The sequence below is a fragment of the Rhizobium sp. Root1212 genome (assembly GCF_001424985.1).
Classification (GTDB): domain Bacteria; phylum Pseudomonadota; class Alphaproteobacteria; order Rhizobiales; family Rhizobiaceae; genus Pararhizobium.
Map to the genome: position 1 here is coordinate 354,356 of NZ_LMDA01000012.1, position 22,033 is coordinate 376,388.

Genomic DNA, 22,033 nt, shown 5'->3' on the forward strand with positions numbered 1-22,033 from the left:
AAACGGGTGCCTCATGCTCAGAGTCCTTTCCTGCATCGCTATCGAACACGATTACAGGCTCGTTGGCCTCGCTGCCCTCGTCTGCATGCTGGGGGCGACGCTGACGATGCGGCTTTACGCCCGTGTGCGCCGGACTGACGGGCTGCAGAAGCTCAACTGGCTGTTCATGAGCGGCGTGATCGGCGGTTCGACGATCTGGACGACGCATTTCATCGCGATGCTGAGCTACAAGCCCTCCATGCCGCATGGTTATGAGCCGACGCTGACGATGCTGTCCCTGCTCGCTGCGATCAGCATCACGGTCCTGGGCTTCCTGGTGACGGCGCTTTACAAGAGCGGCCCGACGATCGAACTCGGCGGCGCCATCGTCGGCGCCGGCATCGCCGTGATGCACTACATGGGCATGGCCGCCTACCAGACGATGGGCCTGATGCAGTGGGACTATGGCTACTACGCCGCTTCGATCGTTCTCGGCGTGGTTTTCGGGGCGCTCGCCACCAATCGCATCGCCCGGCCGGTCACGCGCTGGTGCTGGCAGGGTGCCGTCGCCGCGCTGATCATGGCGATCGTCAGCATGCATTTCACCGGCATGAGCGCCATCACCATCGTTCCGGAAAGCCTGATCACCATTCCGCAATCGGTGATCCCGGACAAGGTGCTGATCGTCATGCTGGTGTCGCTGATGGCCGTCATGCTGGGGCTCGGCGCCTCCACCTATATCATCGACCTGCATTCGACCCAGAGTGCGGCGGAACGCTTCCGCTATCTTTCTTTGCACGACGCCCTGACCGGCCTGCCGAACCGGGCCGCCTTCAACGACTATCTCGGCGAGCAGATCCGCCGGCACGACGCCGACAGCGCCGGCTTTGCGGTGCTGTCCTTCGACCTCGACCGCTTCAAGGATGTCAACGACGTGCATGGCCATGCGGCCGGCGATGCGGTGCTGCGCACCGTTTCCGAGCGGATGTCGGCCATTCTGGGGGAGGGGGAATTCCTGGCCCGTATCGGCGGCGACGAATTCGTGGCCCTGACCCGTAACTGTTTCGTCAAAAGCGATATCCGCGCTTTTGCCGACCGGCTGACGAACCAGATCGTCAAACCGATCGACTGGGAGGGCAATACGCTGCTCGTCGGCTCCAGCGTCGGCATCTCGCTCTATTTGCAAGACGCGGAGACGCCGGAAGAGCTGCTGGCACGCGCCGATCTCGCTATGTACCGCTCCAAGGCGACGGGCAACCGGGCCGTTTGTTTCTACGAGCCCTCCATGGATATCGCCGCGCGCGACCGAGCCTCGCTCGCCATGGACATGCGCCAGGGCATCGACCGCAACGAGTTCGAGCTCTACTATCAGAGGCAGAATAATTCGGTGACGCGCGATGTCGTCGGGCTCGAAGTGCTGTTGCGCTGGCATCATCCCGCGCGGGGCATGGTGCCGCCGTCGGAATTCATTCCCATCGCCGAGAAGAACGGTTTCATCCACGAGCTTGGCGACTGGGTGCTGCGTACCGCCTGCAGGCAGGCGGCGGCCTGGAAGCGGCCGGTGAAGATCGCCGTCAATGTCGCACCGGCCCAGCTCGCCGATGTCAACCTGCCGGCCCGCGTCAAGGAAATCCTCGTTGAAACCGGCCTCGATGCTTCCCGACTGGAACTGGAAATCACCGAATCCGGCATCATCGCCGACCAGCAGCATGCATTGCAGATCATCCGCCAATTGAAGGCGCTCGGCGTGCGCATCGCCATGGACGATTACGGTACCGGCTATTCGTCGCTGTCGACGCTGCAGAATTTCCCCTTCGATAAGATCAAGATCGACCGCGCCTTCATCGGCGGCGTCACCCGCAACCGTCATTCGGCGGCCATCGTCCGCTCGACCATCATTCTCGCCCAGAGCCTCGATATTCCGGTGCTGGCGGAAGGTGTGGAAAACGAGGCGCATATGGAGTTCCTGCGCAAGGAAGGGTGCCTCGAAGTGCAGGGCTATCTCTTCGGCAAGCCGATGCCACTCAGCGCGCTGGAAGCCGTAGTCAACGGCGATGACGCTTCCCAGACGGCCACGGGCCCGGATAGCGCCGCGGCCTGACGCTTACCGCTTCTTTGAAACAAGCCGGGCCAGCGCCAGCATCAGCCCGCCTGTCACCAGCCCCCAGAAGGCGCCGGATATACCGGCGAAGCCGACGCCGGAAGCCGTCACAAGAAAGGTGACGGCGGCGGCCTCGCGGCTTTCCGCCTCCTTAAAAGCAGCCATGGCGGAGCCGGCGAAAGCCCCGACCAGCGCAAGGCCGGCCACCGCCTCGATCAGGATTTTCGGGGCGAGGCTGACGAAGGCGGTGACAGTCGAAGCGAGCAGACCGAAGACGATATAGCCGATGCCGGCGACGATCGCCGCCCAATAGCGGCGGGCCGGGTTGTGATGGGCATCCTCGCCGGCGCACATGGCCGCAGTAATGGCCGCAAGGTTCACCGCATGGCCGCCGAAGGGCGCGCTGAGGATCGAGAACAGGCCGGTCGTTGCAAACAGCGGGCCGGGATTGGGCTCGTAGCCGTTGACCTTCAGCACCGCGATGCCGGGAATGTTCTGCGATGCCATGGTGACGACGAAGAGCGGCAAAGCGATGCTGACGATGCCGGCCAGCGTGAAGCTTGGCGCGACCCATTCGGCATGGGGAACGAGTGTATCCGCCATGCGCGCAAACGCGCCCTCGGGGATATCGATGCCGAAGGCGAGCACCAGCACGAAGGCGAGCAACGCCGCCGGCACGGCAAACAGCCGGTTGATCGCTCCAACCGCGACCCAGGCCAGCACGATCGGCAGGCCGAGCAGGGGATTGAAGGCGACGGCCTTCACCGGTGCAAAGCAGAGCCCGATCAGCACTCCGGCCAGCATGGCGTTTGCGAGTGCGGCGGGAATGGCGGCGACCATGCGGCCAAGGGGCTTCCACAATCCGGCAACGACGATCAGCGCGCCGCAGACGAGGAAACCGCCAACCGCGACATTGAAGCCGCCGGGAACTGTGCCCGAACTGGCAAGAAGCGCCGCGCCCGGTGTCGACCAGGCGATCGAGACCGGCAGCCGGGTCGCGACCGACAGAACGATGGCGCAAAGGCCCATGGAGATCGATAGCGCCATCAGCCCTGAAGCGGCCTGCGCTTCGGTCGCGCCGACGCCCGTCAGGCCGTGCAGCACGACAGCGAAGGAGCTGGCGAAACCGACAAAGGCGGTGAGCAGACCCATGAAGAGGGCTTGAAGGGAAAAATCGCGGGCCATGGCGTCGGGGAATCACCGGTTAAAAAGGGTGATTAGTGCGTAGCGCAAAATCCGCCGCGCTGGAACGTTACCGGCGGGGGAATATGCTGGGCGTTTAAGGGATTCGAGCGGCTTACGAGGAAAGCGATTTTCACTCTGTCGTCCCCTCTCCCCGCTTGCGGGAGAGGGCTAGGGTGAGGGGCAAACCTCGGTGCCTGCACATGCTGCACGCCCGCCCCTCATCCGCCCTTCGATCCACCTTCTCCATGCGGGGAGAAGGGAGATTGCAGCGATCAGACACTATCCCGCGACGTGCGCAGGTTCACCACCACGCGGCGGTTCTGCACCTTGCAGGAACGATCCGTGCAGTCGCGCACCTCGCGGTCGTTGCCGTAGCCCTTGGCCCACATGCGCTTGGGATCGACACCCTTCGAGGCGAGATAGGCCATCGCCGCATCGGCGCGTTTCTGCGAGAGCTTCGCCATCTGGCCGGCTGAGCCGGAATCGTCGGAGAAGCCCTGCAGCTTGATCAGCCAGTTCGGGTTCTGGTTCAGCCACGCGGCCTGCTTGTCGAGTGTCGCCTTGGCGACGCTGTCGAGGGCTGCGGAATCCTGGGTGAAATAGACCCGGCGGCCGACATTGAGGATGAAATCCTCTTCCGTGCCGGCCCGAACCGTCTCGAAGCCGGGGGCGGGATCGTTGGTCTGGCCGGTCATCGGCGGGGCGGTGGGTTCCTCGACTTCGGCGATCTCTGTGGTGTTGCAGCTGGCAAGCATCAGAAGCATGGACGCGGCAACAAGGTACCGCGAAAATCCGGTCATAGCAGGCATCAAATCTCTTCCTTATTCGACCGGGGTTGCGTCGCTGACCTGGGGCGCCTGGTCGGCGATGTGCGGTAGCACCTGCACGGCGGTTCCGATGGGGCAGCGCTGATAGAGGTCGATGGCATCCTCATTGAACATGCGGATGCAGCCGCTGGAGGCATCCTTGCCGATGCTGCCGGGCTCCAGCGTGCCGTGGAAACGGTAGCCGGTATCGACGCCGTCGCGCAGCAGGTACATGGCGCGCGGACCGAGCGGATTTTTCGGCGAGCCGCCATCGACGGATTCGGGCAATTCCGGATGGCGCACGCGCATTTCCGGCGGCGGCGTCCACTTGGGCCAGAGCGATTTCTGGTCGATGGTGGCGCGGCCATACCACTTGAAACCCTCGCGGCCGACGCCGACGCCGTAGCGGATCGCCGTCTTGTTCTCCATGATCAGGTAAAGGAAGTGATGCCGCGTATCGACGACGACGGTGCCGATCGGCTCGCTGCTGAAGTATTTGACCACCTGACGACGCCACTTCGGATCGATCTTGGCGAAGTTGGTGCTCCTGTAGGTCACGCCGTTATCGACGGCGGTGCCGGAAAAATAAGAAGAAGCCTGGGCGAATGCGGATTTTTGAACAGCCGCTGCGGCCGTCAACGCCAAACCACCAAGCAATATATCCCTGCGGTTCCACTCCATCGGCAGTATTCCCCCTAAAGCCAGTGAGCGCGGGCAGTAAATCATATTTTTCATTTGCCACAACAGAAAACTCCAGTTGCGCATGCTTGCGACTTTCGTCCGGTGGACGCGATCGCCCGAATAGGCCTATAGTGGCGTTCGCATCGCTCTCAGGGAGGAGTGCGGATGAACCATTCCGATCATGTCCATGCCGTCGCTCATCAGGGCTCGGCGGCTGCGAGTTCGTCTGTCGCGGCCTCGTGGCGGCGCTGCATGACCGTGCATGGCCTGTCGCCTGAGGAAAGCCGCGCGCCTTGGCGGCTGACCGAAGCCGAGTTCCTTCAGGCGCGCGAGCGCTCCGGCCATATCATCGAGGAAGCGCAGGACGAGCTTGACCGGCTGTTCCTCACGGTCGGCAAGGCCGGATGCTGCCTGCTGCTCACTGACGAACACGGCATCGCGCTGGAGCGCCGTGGCGCCGTCGGCGACGACAAGGATTTTCGCGGGCTTGGGCTCTGGTCCGGCACGGTGTGGAGCGAGGCGAGCGTCGGCACCAACGGCATCGGCACGGCCATTGCCGACGAACGCGCCGTCGTCATACACCGCGACCAGCATTTCCTCTCCGCCAATACCGGCTTGAGCTGCGTCACCGCACCCGTGCGCGATCACACGGGGCGGATCACCGCCGCGCTCGACATCTCGACCTGCCGGGAAGATGCCAGCGATATGGCGGTGCTGATTCTGTCGCAGGCCGTGCGCGATGCGGCCGCCCGCATCGAGGCCAATCTTTTCCGCCGCGCCTTCAATGGTGCACGCATCCTGCTGGTCTCGTCCGAAGGCAAGAGCGCGCCGGCACTGCTGGCGATCGACCGTGACGATCTCGTGCTCGGCGCAACCCGCGCCGCCCGCCAGACGTTGGGGCTCGACGACCGCAGGATCGCGTCCGGTATTCCGGCCGCCGATCTGCTGCATGACGGTGTTCAGGGACAGGACCTGCTGGATGCCGAAAGGGCGGCGCTGCGGCGGGTGTTGTCGCGGGCGGGCGGCAATGTTTCGCAAGCTGCCGATCTTCTCGGTATCAGCCGCGCCACGCTGTATCGCAAGATGAAGAAGCTTTCGGTCGAATAGTGTTCGATATGCTGCGGCTGCGTCGATATTTGCGGCGTTGCAGCATAATTGTCGTCTTTCCCGTGTCTCAATTCTGAAACAGTAGCAAGCGTCGGCCGTCTACCGGTGTCTATCGCTATTTGTTCTTCGAGCGCAGTCTCCTCACCACAGATGACGAATATCTGTATTGGAGGAGAAAACAGATGCTGCATCAGAAAATCGTCGAAAGCCCGTTCAAGCAGAAATATGGAAACTTCATCGGCGGCCAGTGGCGCGATCCCGTCAGTGGCCGCTATTTCGACAACATCACCCCGGTCACCGGCGGCGTGGTCTGCCAGATCGCCCGTTCGGAAGCCGCCGATATCGAGCTGGCGCTCGATGCGGCGCATGCGGCCAAGGACAAATGGGGCCGCACCTCGACGACCGAGCGCGCCAATATCCTGATGAAGATCGCCCAGCGCATGGAAGACAATCTCGATCTTCTGGCGCGCGCCGAAACCTGGGATAACGGCAAGCCGCTGCGCGAAACCATGGCGGCCGATATTCCGCTCGCCATCGATCACTTCCGCTATTTCGCCTCCTGCGTTCGTGCCCAGGAAGGCACGATCGGCGAAGTCGATCACGATACCATCGCCTATCATTTCCATGAGCCGCTCGGCGTCGTCGGCCAGATCATTCCCTGGAATTTCCCGATCCTGATGGCTGCGTGGAAGCTCGCACCGGCGCTTGCCGCCGGCAACTGCGTCGTCTTGAAGCCGGCCGAACAGACGCCGGCCTCCATCCTCGTCTGGGCCGATCTGGTCGGGGATCTTCTGCCAGCAGGCGTGCTGAATATCGTCAACGGCTTCGGTCTCGAAGCCGGCAAGCCGCTGGCTTCCAATCCGCGCATCTCTAAGATCGCCTTTACCGGTGAGACGACGACGGGCAGGCTGATCATGCAATATGCCAGCCAGAACCTCATCCCCGTGACGCTGGAACTGGGCGGCAAATCGCCGAACATCTTCTTTGCCGACGTGATGGCCGAAGACGACGACTATCTCGACAAGGCGCTGGAAGGATTTGCGATGTTTGCCCTCAACCAGGGCGAAGTCTGCACATGCCCCAGCCGTGCGCTGGTCCATGAGAAAATCTATGACCGCTTCATGGAAAAGGCCATCGCCCGTGTGGCCGCAATCAAGCAGGGCAACCCGCTCGACACGGCAACAATGATCGGTGCGCAGGCGTCGTCCGAGCAACTGGAGAAAATCCTGTCCTATATGGATATCGGCCGTCAGGAAGGCGCGGAAGTGCTGATCGGCGGCGAGCGCAACGTGCTCGAAGGCGATCTGGCCGGCGGCTACTACGTCAAGCCGACGGTCTTCCGCGGTCACAACAAGATGCGCGTCTTCCAGGAGGAAATCTTCGGGCCGGTCGTGTCCGTCACTACCTTCAAGGACGATGCGGAAGCGCTCGAAATCGCTAACGACACACTCTACGGCCTCGGTGCTGGCGTGTGGAGCCGCGATGCGAACCGTTGCTACCACTTCGGTCGCGATATCCAGGCCGGCCGCGTCTGGACCAATTGCTACCATGCCTATCCGGCCCATGCCGCCTTCGGCGGATACAAGCAATCGGGTATCGGCCGCGAAACCCACAAGATGATGCTCGATCACTACCAGCAGACCAAGAACATGCTGGTGAGCTACAGCCCGAAGGCGCTCGGCTTCTTCTGATCGGGATCGGCCGGGAAAGAGTAAGGTGAGGGGCAGTCCTGCCCGACCTCCTCCCGAAACCCCTCACCTAGACCCTCTCCCCGCCGCGACGGGGAGAGGGCACTTTCATGGGAGCGGATCATGGATACGGAAAACACCGACGGGCAACCGAGGGTCATCGCGACCGATGTGGCACTCGCCTTCATCGACGAAATCCGGAAGGACTATCCGGACATCCTGTTTCACCAGTCGGGCGGCTGCTGCGACGGTTCGTCGCCGATGTGCTATCCGGCCGATGACTACATCGTCGGCGATAACGATGTGAAACTGGGCGAGATCGGCGGCGTGCCGGTTTATATCAGCGCCAGCCAGTTCGAAGTCTGGCGCCACACGCAGTTGATCATCGATGTGGTGCCGGGGCGCGGCGGCATGTTCTCGCTCGACAATGGCCGCGAGCGCCGGTTTTTGACGCGCTCGCGATTGTTCGATGGCGGGGAGGCCTGCGCCGTTCCGGTGATCAAACGCGCCTGACGGGCATCATTCCGCTGGAATGAGCGACGGCAGTTCTTCGAAAAGGCTGTCACGGGCGCGAGCGCTGGCGCTGCCTTCCATCTTCTTGTCGTCCTGGATCAGGCGGGCGAAGACGATCCTCTGGCCGCCTTTCTCACCCCAGCCGACATACCAGCCAAAGGGATGGCTCGTGTCGAAGCTGTAGTCCGCATTGCGCGGATAGGCCATGCCGGTCTTGCCCTGGACCGCCCAGCCCGAGGGCAGCATGCGCCCTTCGACGATGGCGAGCGTCTTGTCGACTGCCGCGTTGCTCACCGGAAGCTCGTGATTGATCAGCCGGCGCAGGAAAGTGATTTGCTCGATCGGTGAGACCTTCAGCGACGAGATGATCCAGGCCCGCTCAAGACCGTTGTTCTTGCCGGGATCGCCGGAGAAATCGGCATTGCCGTAATGGAACTGGCGCGCATATTCGGTGAGTTTTTCTTCACCGAGTTTGGCGGTGATCCGCTGTGAAAACCAGACGACAGAATATTTCAGCCAGCGGGTGGCATCGGTCGGCTGCTTCCAGTTCTCGCCGCCCCAGTCGGGATCGCCATTGCGGAAGGGCAGCGTTGGATTGTGCGCGTCCGTCAGGAAGCCGGAATCGTAGCCCATCACCGCCAGCGGCACCTTGAAGGTCGAGGCCGGCGTGAAGCGCTCCTCGCACCGGCCTTCCTTGACGATGAAGTCGCCGGTATCGGCATTGGCGATGACCGTACAAATTGTCTTGGCTTCTGCGGCGATGGCGGATAGCCCCAACAGTGCTAGACCTGTCATCAAAGACCGAAAATTCATATATCTTCCTCGATATGCGTTGATTTCTGAGCGTTTGGTAGCAAGAGTTTGCCCTTGCCACAAAGGACGAATAATCGAAGCTTGCATTAGAAAAACTAGGTCATTCATGGTTCGCCCGCATCTCCCGCTCAACGCCTTCCGCGCCTTCGAGGCCTCCGCCCGCCATCTCAGCTTCACCCGCGCCGCGATCGAACTGAACGTCACGCAGGCGGCGGTCAGCCATCAGGTCAAGGCTTTGGAAGAGCAGTTGGGCATCGCGCTTTTTCGCCGCCTGCCGCGCGGATTGATGATAACGGCGGAGGGCGAGAGCCTGTTGCCCGTGCTGCGCGATAGTTTCGATCGCATGGCCGATGCCGTCGAGCGGTTTCGCGGCGGTCGGTTGCGGGAGGTTTTGACGGTGGGGGCGGTCGGGACCTTTGCCGTCGGCTGGCTGATGCCTCGGCTGTCAACCTTCCGGCAGAATCATCCCTTCATCGATCTGCGTCTCTCGACCAACAACAACCGCGTCGATCTGGCGGCAGAGGGGCTGGATTTCGCTGTTCGTTTCGGCAGCGGTGCATGGCATGCGACGGAGGCGGCTCGGCTGTTCGAGGCACCGCTTTCGGTGCTGTGCACGCCCGAGGTCGCACGCACCTTGAAGCAGCCGTCCGATATCATCGGAAAGACGCTGCTGCGATCCTATCGGCCGGATGAGTGGACGCGTTGGTTCGAGACGGCCGGTGTGGCGGAGCCGGGACCGATGCGCGACAGCATCGTCTTCGATACGTCGCTGGCGATGATGGAGGCGATCCTGCAGGGGGCCGGCATCGGGCTTGCGCCGCCGGCCATGTTTCAGCGGCAACTGCTTTCGGGAGAGATCGTGCAGCCGTTCCGCACAAGCGTTTCGATGGGGAGCTATTGGCTCACACGGCTGCAATCGCGTTTGGTCACGCCGGCCATGGCCGCCTTTTCAAGCTGGCTCATGGCGGAAGCGGAAAAGGCCAGGTCTTAGTCGAACAGGCTGGAGACCGATTCTTCCTGGCTGGTGCGGTTGATGGCTTCGCCCAACAGCGTCGCGGTGGTGATGACGCGGATGTTGTGGGCCGACTGGACGGCCGTGGTCGGCTGGATCGTGTCGGTGATCACAAGTTCCTTGAGCTTGGACGAGGTGACGCGGGCGACCGCGCCGCCGGAAAGCACGCCGTGGGTGATGTAGGCCGTAACGCTGGTCGCGCCGTTCTTGAGCAGGGCTTCAGCCGCATTGCAGAGCGTGCCGCCGGAGTCGACGATATCGTCGATCAGCAGACAGTCCTTGCCGGTCACGTCGCCGATGACGTTCATGACCTCGGATTCGCCGGCGCGCTCGCGGCGCTTGTCGACGATGGCAAGCTGGCAATCGAGACGCTTGGCAAGGGCGCGGGCGCGCACCACGCCGCCGACGTCAGGCGAAACGACCATGACGTTCTTCAGGTCGTAGTTTTCCTTCACGTCGCGGGCGAGGATCGGAATGGCGTAGAGATTGTCGGTCGGGATGTCGAAGAAGCCCTGGATCTGGCCGGCATGCAGGTCGAGCGTCAATACGCGGTCGGCGCCGGCTTCGGTGATCAGGTTGGCGACCAGTTTGGCGGAGATCGGGGTGCGCGGGCCGGGTTTGCGGTCCTGGCGGGCATAGCCGAAATACGGGATGACCGCGGTGATGCGCCGCGCCGAGGAGCGGCGCATGGCATCGATCATGATCAGCAATTCCATCAGGTGGTCGTTGGTGGGGAAGGAGGTCGACTGGACGACGAAAACGTCCTCGCCGCGCACATTCTCCTGAATTTCCACGAAGATTTCCTGGTCGGCGAACCGTCTCACAGTTGCTTTGCCGAGGGGCAGGTTAAGATAGCTGCAGATCGCTTCGGCAAGCAGCCGGTTCGAATTGCCTGCGAAAACCTTCATCGATGGTCCGCCTGTGCTGGCGCGGGCGCTTCCGGACAGAGAAATCAGTCCAGGGTGGGCCGCGTGAATTCCATAAGCCACATTTGGCGTCTGCCGGCATCCGAGGGCCGAAAGCAGCGCCGCTTGGCCGCTTCATAACGTCCCTGACCTCGAATGCAAGGGGAATGCCGCGTTCTCGCACCGTTTATCCGAAAAAGTTTTCGGGCTGTGCCGTCCGGTGATACGATTCGTCAGCCGGTCGTTGCCGATCTGCATCGTTTTGCAACGGTCAGCCGGCGTTGGCGCGTGCCCATGAGAGATAGGCGTCGATCGACTTGGTGGCGATCGCCTGCATCGTCTGCGGCGGCACGATCGACCAGGGGTCGGCGGCAGTGCCATCGACGCTGTCCTGGCCCTGGATGCGGTGCAGCCGATTACCGCTGCCGTCGAGCACGTCCCAGATATAGATGACGGTGGTTTTGCCGTTGTCGCTGAGCGCCGAGAAATAGCCCTTCAGGATATGCTTGCTGTTCGGATCGGACGAGCTTTTGATCGTCAGCCCGTTGGCGCGGGCATCCGCGCCGAGCTGCTTGGAGAGCGAGGTGACGGCGGCGACCGGTGCGCCGATGATCGGCAGGAAGCGGATGGTGCCGGCTTCCGCGTTCGGAGCGATGGCCGCGGATTGCGCAGGCTTTTCCTCCTGCGGCTGCTGTTGCGCCGTCTGGGGTGGGGCCTGCTCGGGCTCACCGGCGGCATCGTTGTCTTCGGAGGTCGTGGCTTCCGCCATTTGTGGGGCTTGCCGAACGACCTGACGGCGTTCTTGCGCCGGCACTGCGCCCTGCGAAAGGCGGCTGGCCTGAGCTTCGAAGGAGCCGGCCGGGTCGGTGTAGTCAGTGTCGCCTTGGGCGAGCACTGTGTCGCCTTGGGCCATAACGGTGTCCGAAGCCGGCTGCGAGTAGCTTTGCGGATTGCTCAACGGCTGGCTCTGAACCGATGCCGTCTGCTGCGGCGGCACATAGGAGGGCTGCGCGGCCATGCTGTCGAGATCGGCCTGGTTGACCGGGGGCGATTGGAAGCTGCCGCCGCCGACATCCACCTGGGGGATCAGCGCGTCGGTCGAGTTGCAGCCGGCAAGCAGCACGAGGCCGGCCATCAGACTGAAAATTTTGTTCATCGTTCCACCGCCTGTTCGGCCACGAGGTCGAGCACGAAGGCCCCCACCTGCGCTCGATGAAACGATACGGCAATTTTCCTAAGCAGAAATGAAGTCCAGTCCGTAGCGCGACAGCGGCTTCGGCGCGCCGTCGGTCGTGAGATAGGTCTGGCCGAGCGTCATGGCGGTGCCGGTGTCGCTGTCCATGATGATCATGTGCAGGAAGAGCGACATATTCGGCAAAATCTCCTGGGGATTGCCGAGATGGAACATCTGCTGCTCCATCCAGGACGGCGAAAAGCGGGCGCCAAGCGAATAGCCGCAGGCGTTCAGACGATGCCGCGCGAGCCCGCGCTCGTCCATGATCTTGGCATGGACGTCGAACACGGTGCCGAAGGTGTTGCCGGGCCGCAGCACCATCTCGACGGCCTGGATGGTTTCGCGGCAGGCGCTGTAAAGCTCGCGGTGCCGGTTGGTCGGCTCGCCGACGACGACGGTGCGCATCATAGCCGCGTGGTAATGGGCGCTGACGCCTGCCCATTCCAGCGTCAGCTGGTCCTGGGCATCGAGCGTGCGGCGCCCCGCCTTATAGCGGCAGAGAAGCGCGTCGGCGCCGGAGCCGATGATGAATTCGTTGGCGGGATAATCGCCGCCGCCGGCAAAGATCGCACCCTGCATGGCCGCGAGGATATCGGCCTCGCTGCCGCCGGGGCGGATGAGGGGCAGGGCGGCATCGAGCGCGTCGTCGGCAAGGCTCGCGGCCTTTTCGACATAGGCGATTTCCGCCGGGCTCTTGATCAGCCGCAGCTTGCCGACCAGCGACGAGGCATCGATCATCTGGCCGAAACTGGTGAGCTGCTGGTCGAGCATCCGTGCCACGCGGCCGGTCATACCGTGGGTGTCGTATTCGACGCCGATGCGCATGCCCAGAAGATCGAGGTCGCTCAGGAGGTTCTTGAGATCCATCGTCGGATCGGCATTGACGCGGTCGACCCAGATTTCGATGCGCTCGATGTTGGAGGTGTGTCGCGCCTGCCTCAGATCGGCCGAGCGCGTCAGGAGCACCATGGAGCCGTCGGCCTTGACCACCAGCGTCTGGAAGAAACAGTAGCCGAAGGTGTCGTAGCCGGTCAGCCAGTACATGCTTTCCTGCGCAAAGAGCAGGATGGCATCCAGCTTTTCGTCCTTCATGGCGGCCTTCAGCCGTTCCAGTCGTCCGGTGAACTCGTCCTGGCTGAAATGCAAAGCCATGTCATTCCTCCCGCATGAAGATTGCCGAAATCTGCCGGCCGTAATCCGGTTCGTTGCGATGGGTGGTGCGGCGATAGGAGAAGAACCGCTCTTCGTCCGCATAGGTGCAGAGATCGAGGTTTTCGGCGGTCACGCCGGCATCCGTCAGCCGCTTGAGGGTCAGGGCCGGCAGGTCGAACATCGCGTGGGTTTCCCGCTCCGAAGGCGTGAAGAAGCCGGCGTAATCCGGGTCCTTCTCCAGGAAGCGCTCGACGAATTCCGCGCCGACCTCATAGTTGCGCCGGCTGATCGAGGGTCCGAGGCTGGCGACGATGTTCTTTCTGTCGGCGCCCAGCGACACCATGGCTTCGATCGTGCTTTCGAGCACGCCGCCCAGCGCGCCTTTCCAGCCGGCGTGGGCGGCACCGATGACCTTGGCCTTCGGATCGGCAAAGAGGACCGGGCCGCAATCGGCCGTCAGCACGCCGATGACCGTGCCGGGGGTGGCGGTGACCAGCGCGTCTGCTTCCGGCCGTGCGCCGTCATAGGTGTCATCGACGATCACGGCGGTCGGGGAGTGAACCTGATGCACCGTCGCGAGCTTTTCCGGCGGCGCTTCGAAATAGGCGGCGACACGTCTGCGGTTTTCCTCGACGCGGGCGCGTTCGTCATGGGAGCCGAGGCCGACATTCAGGCCGCGATAAAGACCTTCGGAAACGCCGCCGCTGCGGGTGAAATAGGCGTGCGCAATGCCGCTTTTCTCGAGATTCGCGAGGGCCGGGCTGAAGACGGGTGAGGGCGGGGCATCATCCTTCATCGGTGTTTCTGCCCTTTCATTCTGTCGATTATCGGGGATTTGCGGCGGCGAACCGGATTGATTTGGCGCGATGTTGGCTTCCCGGTTTCATCCTGTCAATCACCGCTTTCTTGCAGTTTCAGCGCTGGAACGGGGGAAGAGCGACCGCCGGGCTGCTGACGACGAGCACCTTGAACAGTTCGCCCATCTTGCCTTCGCCGCTGCCAGCCAGTCGCTCGACATCCATGCGGATGCTTTCCTGGGTGATGGCGTCCTTTCCGTTCCCGAGCGCTGAGGCCCGCTCGATCAGGCCGAGGCCGACGAGGAAATCGCCCTGGTAGGTCAGGCCGTTGATCTGCAGGCCCTCGGCGGCGGCGCGCCGGGCAAGCTGCTCGAAATCGACATGGCTGGTGATATCGGCTTCGCCGGGATGTTTCAGCGGCGGATCGAACTGGTGCTCGCGAACGGCCTGCAAGGTATCGCCGTAGGCTGTCGCGAGGTGGCCGTAGTCGATGATGACAGCGGTGCCGTCGCTTGCGCGGATGCGCGATGCGAGCGCCGCCATGACCGCATCGCGGGCCGGGGCCACCTCGAAAAGCGTGCCGAGGGGAGCCTCGCTTGCCGGTTGCGGCAGAAGGGCGGGATCGAGGCCGGCAACACCGGCGGCAAACGTCAGTTCGCCATCCGCATCGAGCCCGACCATTCGCTCGCGAAACCCTTGCGGTGTCTTGACGAACTGGCGGATCGGGATCGCGTCGAACAGTTCGTTGGCGGCTAGAAGCAGGAAGCCCTCCGGCAGCGTGTCGAAGCTTTCGTGCCAGGTGATCTTGAACTTGTGGGCGACCAGCGTCTGGCTCTGCACCTTCTGCAGTCGCTCGCTGGTTTCGATCAGGTGGAAGCTCGCGGCCTCATAGAGGGTGGGCGAAAGCTTGGAGATGACGCGCAGGATATCGGCCATCATCGTGCCGCGGCCAGGGCCGATTTCGGCGATATGCACCGGGTTCGGCTCGCCATGGCGCTGCCAGGCCTGCACGAGGAAGATGCCGATCATCTCGCCGAACAGCTGACTGATCTCGGGTGCGGTGGTGAAATCGCCGGCGCTGCCGAAGGGCTCGCGGGTGCGGTAATAGCCGTATTGCGGGTCGGCCAGGCAGAGCGAGAAATAGTCGGTGACGCTGATCGGGCCGTGGGCGGCGATCAGGTTCTTGATCTTTTCTCCAAGCGGCGTGCTCATGGCGCTGCCTTTGCTGCCGCGCTGCGCGCCCGCAGGATCGCCCAGAGGCCGGCGAGCGCCATCGGCGTCGACAGCACCATGCCCATGGTCAGCCAGTCGCCGGCGAGATAGCCGATCTGCGCATCCGGCTGACGGAAGAATTCGACGATGATGCGGGCGGTCGCATAACCGAGCACGAAGACGCCGCAGACGAGGCCGGGGGTCTTCAGCGCCAGATGGCGATAGATCAGGTAGGTCAGGACAAGAAGCAGGACGATGCCTTCGAGGGAGGCTTCGTAAAGCTGGCTCGGATGATAGGCGAGGCCGCTGCCGGGCGGAAACTCGACCGCCCATGGCATGGAAGAAAGCCGGCCCCACAGCTCGCCATTGATGAAATTGGCGATGCGGCCGAAGAACAGGCCGATCGGCACCACGGCCGAAACGATGTCGAACAGGCTCCACATGGCGATATTCCGGCGCTTGGCGAAAATCATCATGGCGATCATCGTGCCGAGAAGCCCGCCATGGAAGGACATGCCGCCGTTCCATATCTCGAAGGCGCGCACCGGGTTCGCCAGCACGCTCGGCAAGTCGTAGAACAGAATATAGCCGATGCGGCCGCCGCCGACGATACCGGCGGCCACCCACAGCAGAAAATCGTCGAGCTGGGTTTCGGTCATGGCCGGCTCGCCGTTTCGCCACAGCGCCGTGTTGCGCACCAGCCGGCGGGCATATTGCCAGCCGACGAGAATACCCGCGACATAGGCAAGTCCATACCAGTGAATCTGCAACGGGCCGATCGTCACGAGAACGGGATCGATCTCGGGGAAGGGCATGATGGCGAGAAAAGTCGCTATCGTTTCCAAGTCTTGGCTTTCTCCTGCCTGTCTTTCCGCGGACCATGGCCTTGCAACCCGGCAGGGTCAAGGCGCTCGCCGATCACGGAACGCAAACATTCACTTGTTATTTTTCCTTGCATCGGGTGCCGGCTGCTCCTACCTCCTTTCCGAGGCCGCCATCATAAATGGGCGGCGACGAAATCGGAGATCAAGACAATGACCACGGGCACGAACCGTATTCTGGACGAATTCGCCAAGCTGATGACGGATGCGGCCGGGGCCGCTCAGGGTGTTCGGCGGGAAATGGAAACGGTGTTTCGGGCGCAGGGCGAAAAGCTCCTGAACTCGATGGATATCGTCAAGCGCGAGGAGTTCGAGGCGGTGCGCGAGATGGCGCTGAAGGCGCGCGAGGAAAACGACGCACTGACCGCCCGGATCGCCGCCCTCGAGGCGCGCTTGGATGCTGCCGGCAAGTAGGATTCGGCCGCGCCGGGTGGGCATATCGAGCCGCCCTGTTTCGTTTCGCGACACTTGCGTATTTCCACAGTCGCCGGGAGGGGCTTCCGGCGACTTTTTTCATAAATTTTTTACCCCTGTGGACACTGCCAAAAAATGCTTACGGCAGAGTCGTTTAAGAACCTGGGCTGAATCTGTTTCAAAGGTTCTTTCCACAACCGCGATCGCCTATTTTCGGTTCCGGGGGCTGGCATGCAGACTCCGCCGTTATACACTGATTTTAAATGATGATTCGAAACGGATCACGCAAGCTCCGGGCAGGGTGAGTAAGCCAGGATGGGCGTGTATCCAGCAATCATAGTGTTCGTTTCCGGTGTTTGAGTTTGCCGCTGTCGTGTGTGAGCACGACGACGCATGTCTGCATCGGGACTTTTAGGGTGACATATGAGCCTGATGGAATTGGACCTTGAGCGGCAATCCAACCCGGTCGACATGATCGAGTTTGTCGCTGCCAACAACGACTGGTGCTTCGAGCGTTCTGGCGAAGACGAAATCGCCATGACGGTCGCGGGCAAATGGACCGATTACCACGTCTCGTTTTCGTGGATGGAAGAGTTCGAGGCGCTGCATCTCGCTTGCGCCTTCGACATCAAGGTTCCCGAAAGCCGCGTCAACGAAGTCATCCGGCTTCTCTCCCATATCAACGGCCAGGTGCTGATGGGGCATTTCGACCTGTGGCGACAGGAAGACGTGGTGATCTTCCGCCAGTCGCTGCTGCTTGCCGGCGGCGCGGAGCCGACCAACCAGCAGGTGGAAGTGCTGTTGTCGAGCGCGCTCGAAGCATGCGAATCCTATTTCCAGGCGTTTCAGTTCGTCGTGTGGTCGGGCGTCGACGCCCACCGGGCCGTCGAGGCCGTGATGTTCGAAACCGTTGGCGAGGCTTGAGGAAAATATGACGTCTATCGTTCTGATCGGTGCTGGCAACATGGGCGGCGCGATGCTGTCCGGCTGGCTGAAAAGCGGCATCAAGGGCAGCGACGTCACCGTCATCGATCCTGGCCCGTCGCCGACCATGGCGAAGCTGATTTCCGACAACGGTGCAACCCATGTCACGTCGGCGCCCGAAGGCATGAAAGCCGGCGTATTGTTCCTCGCGGTGAAGCCGCAGATGATGGACGTTGTGTTGCCGCCGCTCAAATCGCTCGTCGGCCCGGAAACGGTGGTTGTCTCGGTCGCGGCCGGCACGACGCTTGCCTTCATGGCCGCGCGCCTTGGCGAGGCCGCGATGGTGCGCGCCATGCCGAACACGCCGGCGATGATCGGCCGCGGCGTCACCGGCGCTTTTGCCAACAGCCGCGTTTCGGCCGAGAAGCGCGCCATCGTGCACGATCTCCTCAAGGTCAGCGGCCCGGTCGAATGGGTCGAAACCGAAGCCGATATCGATGCTGTGACGGCGGTTTCCGGCAGCGGCCCCGCTTATGTCTTCTACCTCGTCGAGTGCATGGCGGAGGCTGGCCGCAAGGCTGGCCTTCAGGCGGACCTCGCCATGCGGCTCGCGCGGGAAACCGTTGCGGGGGCTGGTGAACTTCTCCACCAGTCCCCCGACGAGGCCGCGAAGCTGCGCCAGAACGTGACCTCGCCCGGCGGCACGACGGCGGCCGCCCTTTCCATCCTCATGGCCGAAGACGGCATGCAGCCTTTGTTCGACAAGGCAATCGCCGCCGCCCGCAAGCGGGCCGAAGAACTCGCCGGCTGATATTTTTCCCTGGAACGCTGATGAACGAGACCATCACCTTTGCCGATTTCGAGCGTGTCGATATCCGTGTCGGCACCATCGTCGAAGCCTCGCCTTTCCCGGAAGCGCGCAAGCCGGCCATCAAGCTGGTGATCGATTTCGGACCGGAGATCGGGCTGAAGAAATCCTCGGCGCAGATCACGGTGCATTATACGCCGGAAAGCCTCGTCGGCCGGCAGGTGCTCGGCGTTGTCAATTTCCCGCCGCGCCAGATCGGGCCGGTCCGCTCGGAAGTGCTGACGCTTGGTTTCGAAGACGAAGCCGGCGCTATCGTGCTTTCCGCCACCGACAAGCCGGTGCCGAACGGCAAGAAGCTGATGTAGGTTGTCGTAATGGATGCCGCCGCCGTTTCCCGTTTCCTCAGGGTCTCCTGCCTGCGCGATGCCGCGAAGGTTGCCGGGGAGTGGCACGCGACGCATGTCGTCTCGCTGCTCGATCCGGAACTGGCGGAAGAGCTGGTGCCGCGCATTTCCGGCGTGACGCATCACGTCTCGCGCCTGCGCGATCAGGAAAATGCCGTCGCGACGGAGCATTTTCCGGCGGCCATCATTGCGTTGTTCGACCGGCTGAACGGTGAGCTGGATACCGAGGCGAGCCGCATCCTCGTGCATTGCCATGCCGGCGTCAGCCGCTCCACGGCCTTTGCCTACGGCATCCTTGCCGACCGTTTCGGGGCAGGGCGGGAGACCGAGGCCTTCGAGGCGTTGCTGACCATCGTCAACAAGCCTTGGCCCAATCGCCGCATCGTCGAAATCTTTGATCATCACTGGGGGCGCGACGGCCGCATGCTGGCGCCGCTCGACGCGATGCGCGAACGCCATCCGAGGCGCATCGATGCCTGGCATCGTTTCAACGATCACCGTGGCCTGACGGCGCTCTATCAGCGCTGATTATGCCGGAACCCGTATCACGACACGCAGGCCGCCGAGCGGGCTGTCGGCGAGCGTGATATTGCCGCCATGGCTGCGGGCGATATCCAGCGCAATGGCAAGGCCGAGCCCTGTGCCGGAACTGTCGAGATTACGCGCCTCGTCCAGCCGGAAGAACGGCTTGAACACATCCTCGCGTGAGGCTTCGGGAACGCCGGGGCCGTCATCGTCCACCGTGATCGTCAGCCATTTTGCGCTGTGCCGGGCGTCGATGTTCACCGTCTTCGCATAGCGGTAGGCATTGGAGACGATATTGGCGACCAGCCGTGTGAAGGCATTGGGGCGCACGCGGATATCGTCTTCGCCCTCGATGGCCACGGTCAGCGCCTTGCCATGCAGCTCTGCTTCCGCCTCCATGCGGGTCATCAGGTCCGACAGTTTCAGGTCGCCGACATCCTCTTCCGCCTCGCCGCGGGCGAAGGCGAGGTAGCCTTCGAGCATGCTCTGCATGTCCTCGACATCCTGGTTGAGACTGTCGAAATCGGGATGATCGTGGGATAGCGCCAGCTGCAGCTTGAAGCGGGTGAGGATGGTGCGCAGGTCGTGGCTGACGCCGGTGAGCATGGCGGTGCGCTGCTCGATCTGGCGCTCGATGCGCTCGCGCATCTGGATGAAGGCGAGGCCGGCGCGGCGGATTTCCTCCGCCCCGCGCGGCGAGAAATCATCGATCTTCTGCCCCTTGCCGAAACTTTCGGCCGCATGCGCCAGCGCCAGGATCGGCCGGATCTGGCCGCGCAGGAAAAGGATGGCGATGGCAAGCAGCACCAGCGAGGCGCCAACCATCCAGACGATGAAGATATGCGTGTTGGAGGCGTAAGCCTGGCTGCGGCGGGCAAAGACCCGCAGGATGCGGTCGCCGTCGATCTTGATGCGGATTTCGACGATCGAGGAATTGCCGACGGTATCGATCCAGAAGGGCCGGCGGATCTGGTCGGAAATCTCCTCGCTCAGAATCTGGTCGAGAATTTCGAAGAAGGGCTTCGGCCGTGGCGCCGGCAGTTCGCCGCCGGCCTCGATCGAAACGTTGAGGTTCAGCCGCTCGCGGGCGATGCGGATGACATCGCCCACCTCCTCCGGCGGCACCTTGTCGATGAGGTCGATGATCGCGGCGATATCGGCGGTCACGGCCGAGGAGAGACGCTGGGTCACCAGCTGCCAGTGGCGCTCCATGAAGACGAACGCGACCACGGACTGCAGCAGTACCATCGGAATGATGACGATCAGCAACGAGCGGGCATAAAGGCCCATCGGCAGGCGGCGGCGCAGCCAGAGCGCGAAGCGGCCCCAGGCGCTGTTTCGGTTTACGCTGCGCCGCCGCTTGATCTTCAGGCCGCGCCACATGCTGTCCAGGCTTGCCATGGGCCTCTAGATTCCTTGTCTTGGTTTTTCCTTTCGGGAAAACCGGTTCCCGCTTTTCCCCGGCAAACGTCAGTCTACGCTCAGCCGGTAGCCGATGCCGCGCACGGTCTGCAGGTAGATCGGATTGGAGGGGTCGTCTTCGATCTTGCGGCGCAGGCGGTTGATCTGCACATCGATGGTGCGCTCGCCGACTTCGGCGTCGTCGCTCACCAGCTCGTGGCGGGGGATCGTCTCGCCGGGGCGCTGCGAAAACAGCATCATGATCTCCTGCTCGCGGTCGGTAAGCCGGATGTGATCGGCGCCGCGGCGCAGTTCCTTGCGCACCACGGAGAAGGTGAAGGGGCCGAAGATGACCTGCTCGACCTTCGGCTGTTGGGCCGGGGCATTGCGGCGCAGGATGTTGTTGATGCGCAGCACCAGCTCGCGCGGATCGAAGGGTTTCGGCAGGTAGTCGTCGGCGCCGGCCTCCAGCCCCTCGATGCGGGCATTGGCCTCGGCGAGCGCCGTCAGCATGATGATCGGCACGGTCTTGATCTTGCGCAATCCTTGCGTGAGCGAAATGCCGGTCTCTCCCGGCATCATCACGTCGACGATCAGGAGATCGAAATCGACGCCTTCGAGACGGCGGCGGGCTTCGCCGGCATCGGCGGCCGTGGTGACGCGGAAACCCTGGTCCATCAGATAGCGGTTCAGAAGCTCGCGGATGCGGCGGTCGTCATCGACCACAAGCAGATGCGGGGCATCATCGGGAATGTTCGGTGTCTTCGTCATGGGTCCTGTATCCGGCCTTTAGTGCCCGAGGCTCAGTCTTCCGCAGCGTTCTTCATGCCTGCCAGAAAGCGGGTCACGACATCCCTTGCGCCGGGGCCGCTGCGGGCGATTGCGTCGGCTATGCGCCGTGACTGTGGCTCCGCCAAGGCCCGCGCCAGCGCCTTGCCGTCCTTCGTCGTATAGAGCTTGCGCTGGCGGCGATCCTCAGGCCCGGCGATCTGGTGGATATAGCCGCTATCGATCAGCTGCTTCAGCACCCGCGCCAGGCTCTGTTTGGTGATCTTCAGCGTATCCAAAAGGTCTGCCACCGTCATGCCCGGCTCGCGATCGACGAAATGCAACACGCGATGGTGGGCGCGCCCGAAACCGCGCTTTTCCAGAATGACATCGGGATCGGAGGTGAAATCGCGATAGGCGAAGAAAAGCAGCTCGATGAGTTCATAATCCAGGCCGTGCTGGTCTTCATGAGCCTCTATCGCCGCGCTGTTTTGGTTCGACGTTCCTGCCACGCAGTCATTTCCTTTCGCTCGGATGCGCCTTCCGGCAATTTTCGGAAAAATATGTCAGCTTTATTGACATATTTTTCCGCTGTTGGTAAGCCTCTTCCTCAGAGAAGGCGAAATAACCGACGCCAGCGCCATCAGTGGAATGTAGGCGGTGGCGGCCGGATCGCCAATCCAAATTCACGTAAGTTCATTCCCCTCCACAATTTGCCGTCGC

Annotated in this window: 23 protein-coding genes; 10 read left to right on the plus strand and 13 right to left on the minus strand. The window is 62.6% G+C overall.

The genetic code is table 11. The features are described 5' to 3' along the window. Positions 1-13: 13 nt before the first annotated feature. Complete coding sequence (locus tag ASC86_RS13755) at positions 14-2,080, plus strand: bifunctional diguanylate cyclase/phosphodiesterase (protein WP_056321888.1); 2,067 nt, start codon at positions 14-16, stop codon at positions 2,078-2,080. A 3-nt stretch (positions 2,081-2,083) separates the two neighbouring features. Here ASC86_RS13755 and ASC86_RS13760 read toward each other — a convergent pair whose 3' ends face one another. From ASC86_RS13760 to ASC86_RS13770, 3 genes are all read right to left on the minus strand, one after another. Beyond that, the gene (locus ASC86_RS13760; protein ID WP_056321890.1) at positions 2,084-3,265 is read right to left on the minus strand and encodes a benzoate/H(+) symporter BenE family transporter; all 1,182 of its coding nucleotides are present in this window, start codon (positions 3,263-3,265) and stop codon (positions 2,084-2,086) included. Positions 3,266-3,537: 272 nt separating this feature from the next. Then, positions 3,538-4,074 (minus strand): OmpA family protein, encoded by a 537-nt coding sequence (locus ASC86_RS13765; protein WP_056321892.1) that lies wholly within the window; start codon positions 4,072-4,074, stop codon positions 3,538-3,540. A 12-nt stretch (positions 4,075-4,086) separates the two neighbouring features. Further along, complete coding sequence (locus ASC86_RS13770) at positions 4,087-4,752, minus strand: L,D-transpeptidase (protein ID WP_056321896.1); 666 nt, start codon at positions 4,750-4,752, stop codon at positions 4,087-4,089. A gap of 165 nt (positions 4,753-4,917) precedes the next feature. Between ASC86_RS13770 and ASC86_RS13775 the strand changes: the two genes are divergently transcribed. The 3 genes from ASC86_RS13775 (at position 4,918) to ASC86_RS13785 (ending at position 8,060) form a co-directional block, all read left to right on the plus strand. Then, positions 4,918-5,859, plus strand: a complete 942-nt coding sequence (locus ASC86_RS13775; RefSeq protein WP_056321899.1) for a helix-turn-helix domain-containing protein — start codon at positions 4,918-4,920, stop codon at positions 5,857-5,859. Positions 5,860-6,041: 182 nt separating this feature from the next. Next, entirely contained in the window at positions 6,042-7,550 is a 1,509-nt protein-coding gene (gene adh / locus ASC86_RS13780) for an aldehyde dehydrogenase (RefSeq protein ID WP_056321902.1), read from the plus strand. Positions 7,551-7,670: 120 nt separating this feature from the next. Next, complete coding sequence (locus ASC86_RS13785; protein WP_056321904.1) at positions 7,671-8,060, plus strand: DUF779 domain-containing protein; 390 nt, start codon at positions 7,671-7,673, stop codon at positions 8,058-8,060. Positions 8,061-8,066: 6 nt separating this feature from the next. Here ASC86_RS13785 and blaOXA read toward each other — a convergent pair whose 3' ends face one another. After that, positions 8,067-8,873 carry a class D beta-lactamase gene (gene blaOXA / locus ASC86_RS13790; protein ID WP_056321906.1) on the minus strand — a complete coding sequence of 269 codons (807 nt, stop codon included), beginning with the start codon at positions 8,871-8,873 and terminating at the stop codon, positions 8,067-8,069. Between the two features lie 106 nt (positions 8,874-8,979). Here blaOXA and ASC86_RS13795 point away from each other — a divergent pair, with 106 nt between their 5' ends. Next, entirely contained in the window at positions 8,980-9,864 is an 885-nt protein-coding gene (locus tag ASC86_RS13795; RefSeq protein ID WP_056321909.1) for a LysR family transcriptional regulator, read from the plus strand. Here the strand turns inward: ASC86_RS13795 and ASC86_RS13800 are convergent. The 6 genes from ASC86_RS13800 to lgt all read right to left on the minus strand — a co-directional run bounded on the left by ASC86_RS13800 (position 9,861) and on the right by lgt (position 16,000). After that, on the minus strand, positions 9,861-10,793 hold the full coding sequence (locus ASC86_RS13800) for a ribose-phosphate pyrophosphokinase (RefSeq protein ID WP_056321912.1): 933 nt from the start codon (positions 10,791-10,793) through the stop codon (positions 9,861-9,863). The two genes, ASC86_RS13795 and ASC86_RS13800, sit on opposite strands and share 4 nt — an antisense overlap. Before the next feature lie 268 nt (positions 10,794-11,061). Next, positions 11,062-11,946 carry a hypothetical protein gene (locus tag ASC86_RS13805; RefSeq protein WP_056321915.1) on the minus strand — a complete coding sequence of 295 codons (885 nt, stop codon included), beginning with the start codon at positions 11,944-11,946 and terminating at the stop codon, positions 11,062-11,064. A gap of 78 nt (positions 11,947-12,024) precedes the next feature. Beyond that, complete coding sequence (locus ASC86_RS13810) at positions 12,025-13,176, minus strand: Xaa-Pro peptidase family protein (RefSeq protein ID WP_056321917.1); 1,152 nt, start codon at positions 13,174-13,176, stop codon at positions 12,025-12,027. A 1-nt stretch (position 13,177) separates the two neighbouring features. Next, entirely contained in the window at positions 13,178-13,972 is a 795-nt protein-coding gene (pgeF, locus tag ASC86_RS13815; RefSeq protein WP_056321920.1) for a peptidoglycan editing factor PgeF, read from the minus strand. A gap of 118 nt (positions 13,973-14,090) precedes the next feature. Further along, a complete protein-coding gene (locus ASC86_RS13820; RefSeq protein WP_056321924.1) occupies positions 14,091-15,185 on the minus strand; it encodes a class I SAM-dependent methyltransferase in 1,095 nt (364 codons plus the stop codon). Beyond that, on the minus strand, positions 15,182-16,000 hold the full coding sequence (gene lgt / locus ASC86_RS13825) for a prolipoprotein diacylglyceryl transferase (protein ID WP_162245008.1): 819 nt from the start codon (positions 15,998-16,000) through the stop codon (positions 15,182-15,184). The genes ASC86_RS13820 and lgt overlap by 4 nt, the downstream gene beginning before the upstream one ends. A 219-nt stretch (positions 16,001-16,219) precedes the next feature. Here lgt and ASC86_RS13830 point away from each other — a divergent pair, with 219 nt between their 5' ends. The 5 genes from ASC86_RS13830 to ASC86_RS13850 all read left to right on the plus strand — a co-directional run bounded on the left by ASC86_RS13830 (position 16,220) and on the right by ASC86_RS13850 (position 19,144). Beyond that, on the plus strand, positions 16,220-16,480 hold the full coding sequence (locus ASC86_RS13830) for an accessory factor UbiK family protein (RefSeq protein ID WP_056321929.1): 261 nt from the start codon (positions 16,220-16,222) through the stop codon (positions 16,478-16,480). A gap of 423 nt (positions 16,481-16,903) precedes the next feature. After that, positions 16,904-17,404: a YbjN domain-containing protein gene (locus tag ASC86_RS13835; protein ID WP_056321932.1), complete on the plus strand. Its 501-nt coding sequence runs from the start codon at positions 16,904-16,906 to the stop codon at positions 17,402-17,404. A 7-nt stretch (positions 17,405-17,411) separates the two neighbouring features. Next, complete coding sequence (gene proC / locus ASC86_RS13840; RefSeq protein WP_056321937.1) at positions 17,412-18,215, plus strand: pyrroline-5-carboxylate reductase; 804 nt, start codon at positions 17,412-17,414, stop codon at positions 18,213-18,215. A gap of 20 nt (positions 18,216-18,235) precedes the next feature. Then, positions 18,236-18,577, plus strand: coding sequence for a tRNA-binding protein (locus ASC86_RS13845; protein WP_056321939.1), 342 nt, complete (start codon positions 18,236-18,238; stop codon positions 18,575-18,577). Between the two features lie 9 nt (positions 18,578-18,586). Next, positions 18,587-19,144: a protein-tyrosine-phosphatase gene (locus tag ASC86_RS13850; protein ID WP_056321941.1), complete on the plus strand. Its 558-nt coding sequence runs from the start codon at positions 18,587-18,589 to the stop codon at positions 19,142-19,144. On the opposite strand, the gene ASC86_RS13855 is transcribed toward ASC86_RS13850, so the two are convergent. The 3 genes from ASC86_RS13855 to ASC86_RS13865 form a co-directional block, all read right to left on the minus strand. After that, positions 19,145-20,542, minus strand: coding sequence for an ATP-binding protein (locus ASC86_RS13855; protein ID WP_056321944.1), 1,398 nt, complete (start codon positions 20,540-20,542; stop codon positions 19,145-19,147). Between the two features lie 69 nt (positions 20,543-20,611). Continuing rightward, the gene (locus tag ASC86_RS13860; protein ID WP_056321947.1) at positions 20,612-21,313 is read right to left on the minus strand and encodes a response regulator transcription factor; all 702 of its coding nucleotides are present in this window, start codon (positions 21,311-21,313) and stop codon (positions 20,612-20,614) included. A 32-nt stretch (positions 21,314-21,345) separates the two neighbouring features. Next, entirely contained in the window at positions 21,346-21,822 is a 477-nt protein-coding gene (locus tag ASC86_RS13865; RefSeq protein ID WP_056321950.1) for a MarR family transcriptional regulator, read from the minus strand. Positions 21,823-22,033 lie beyond the last annotated feature (211 nt).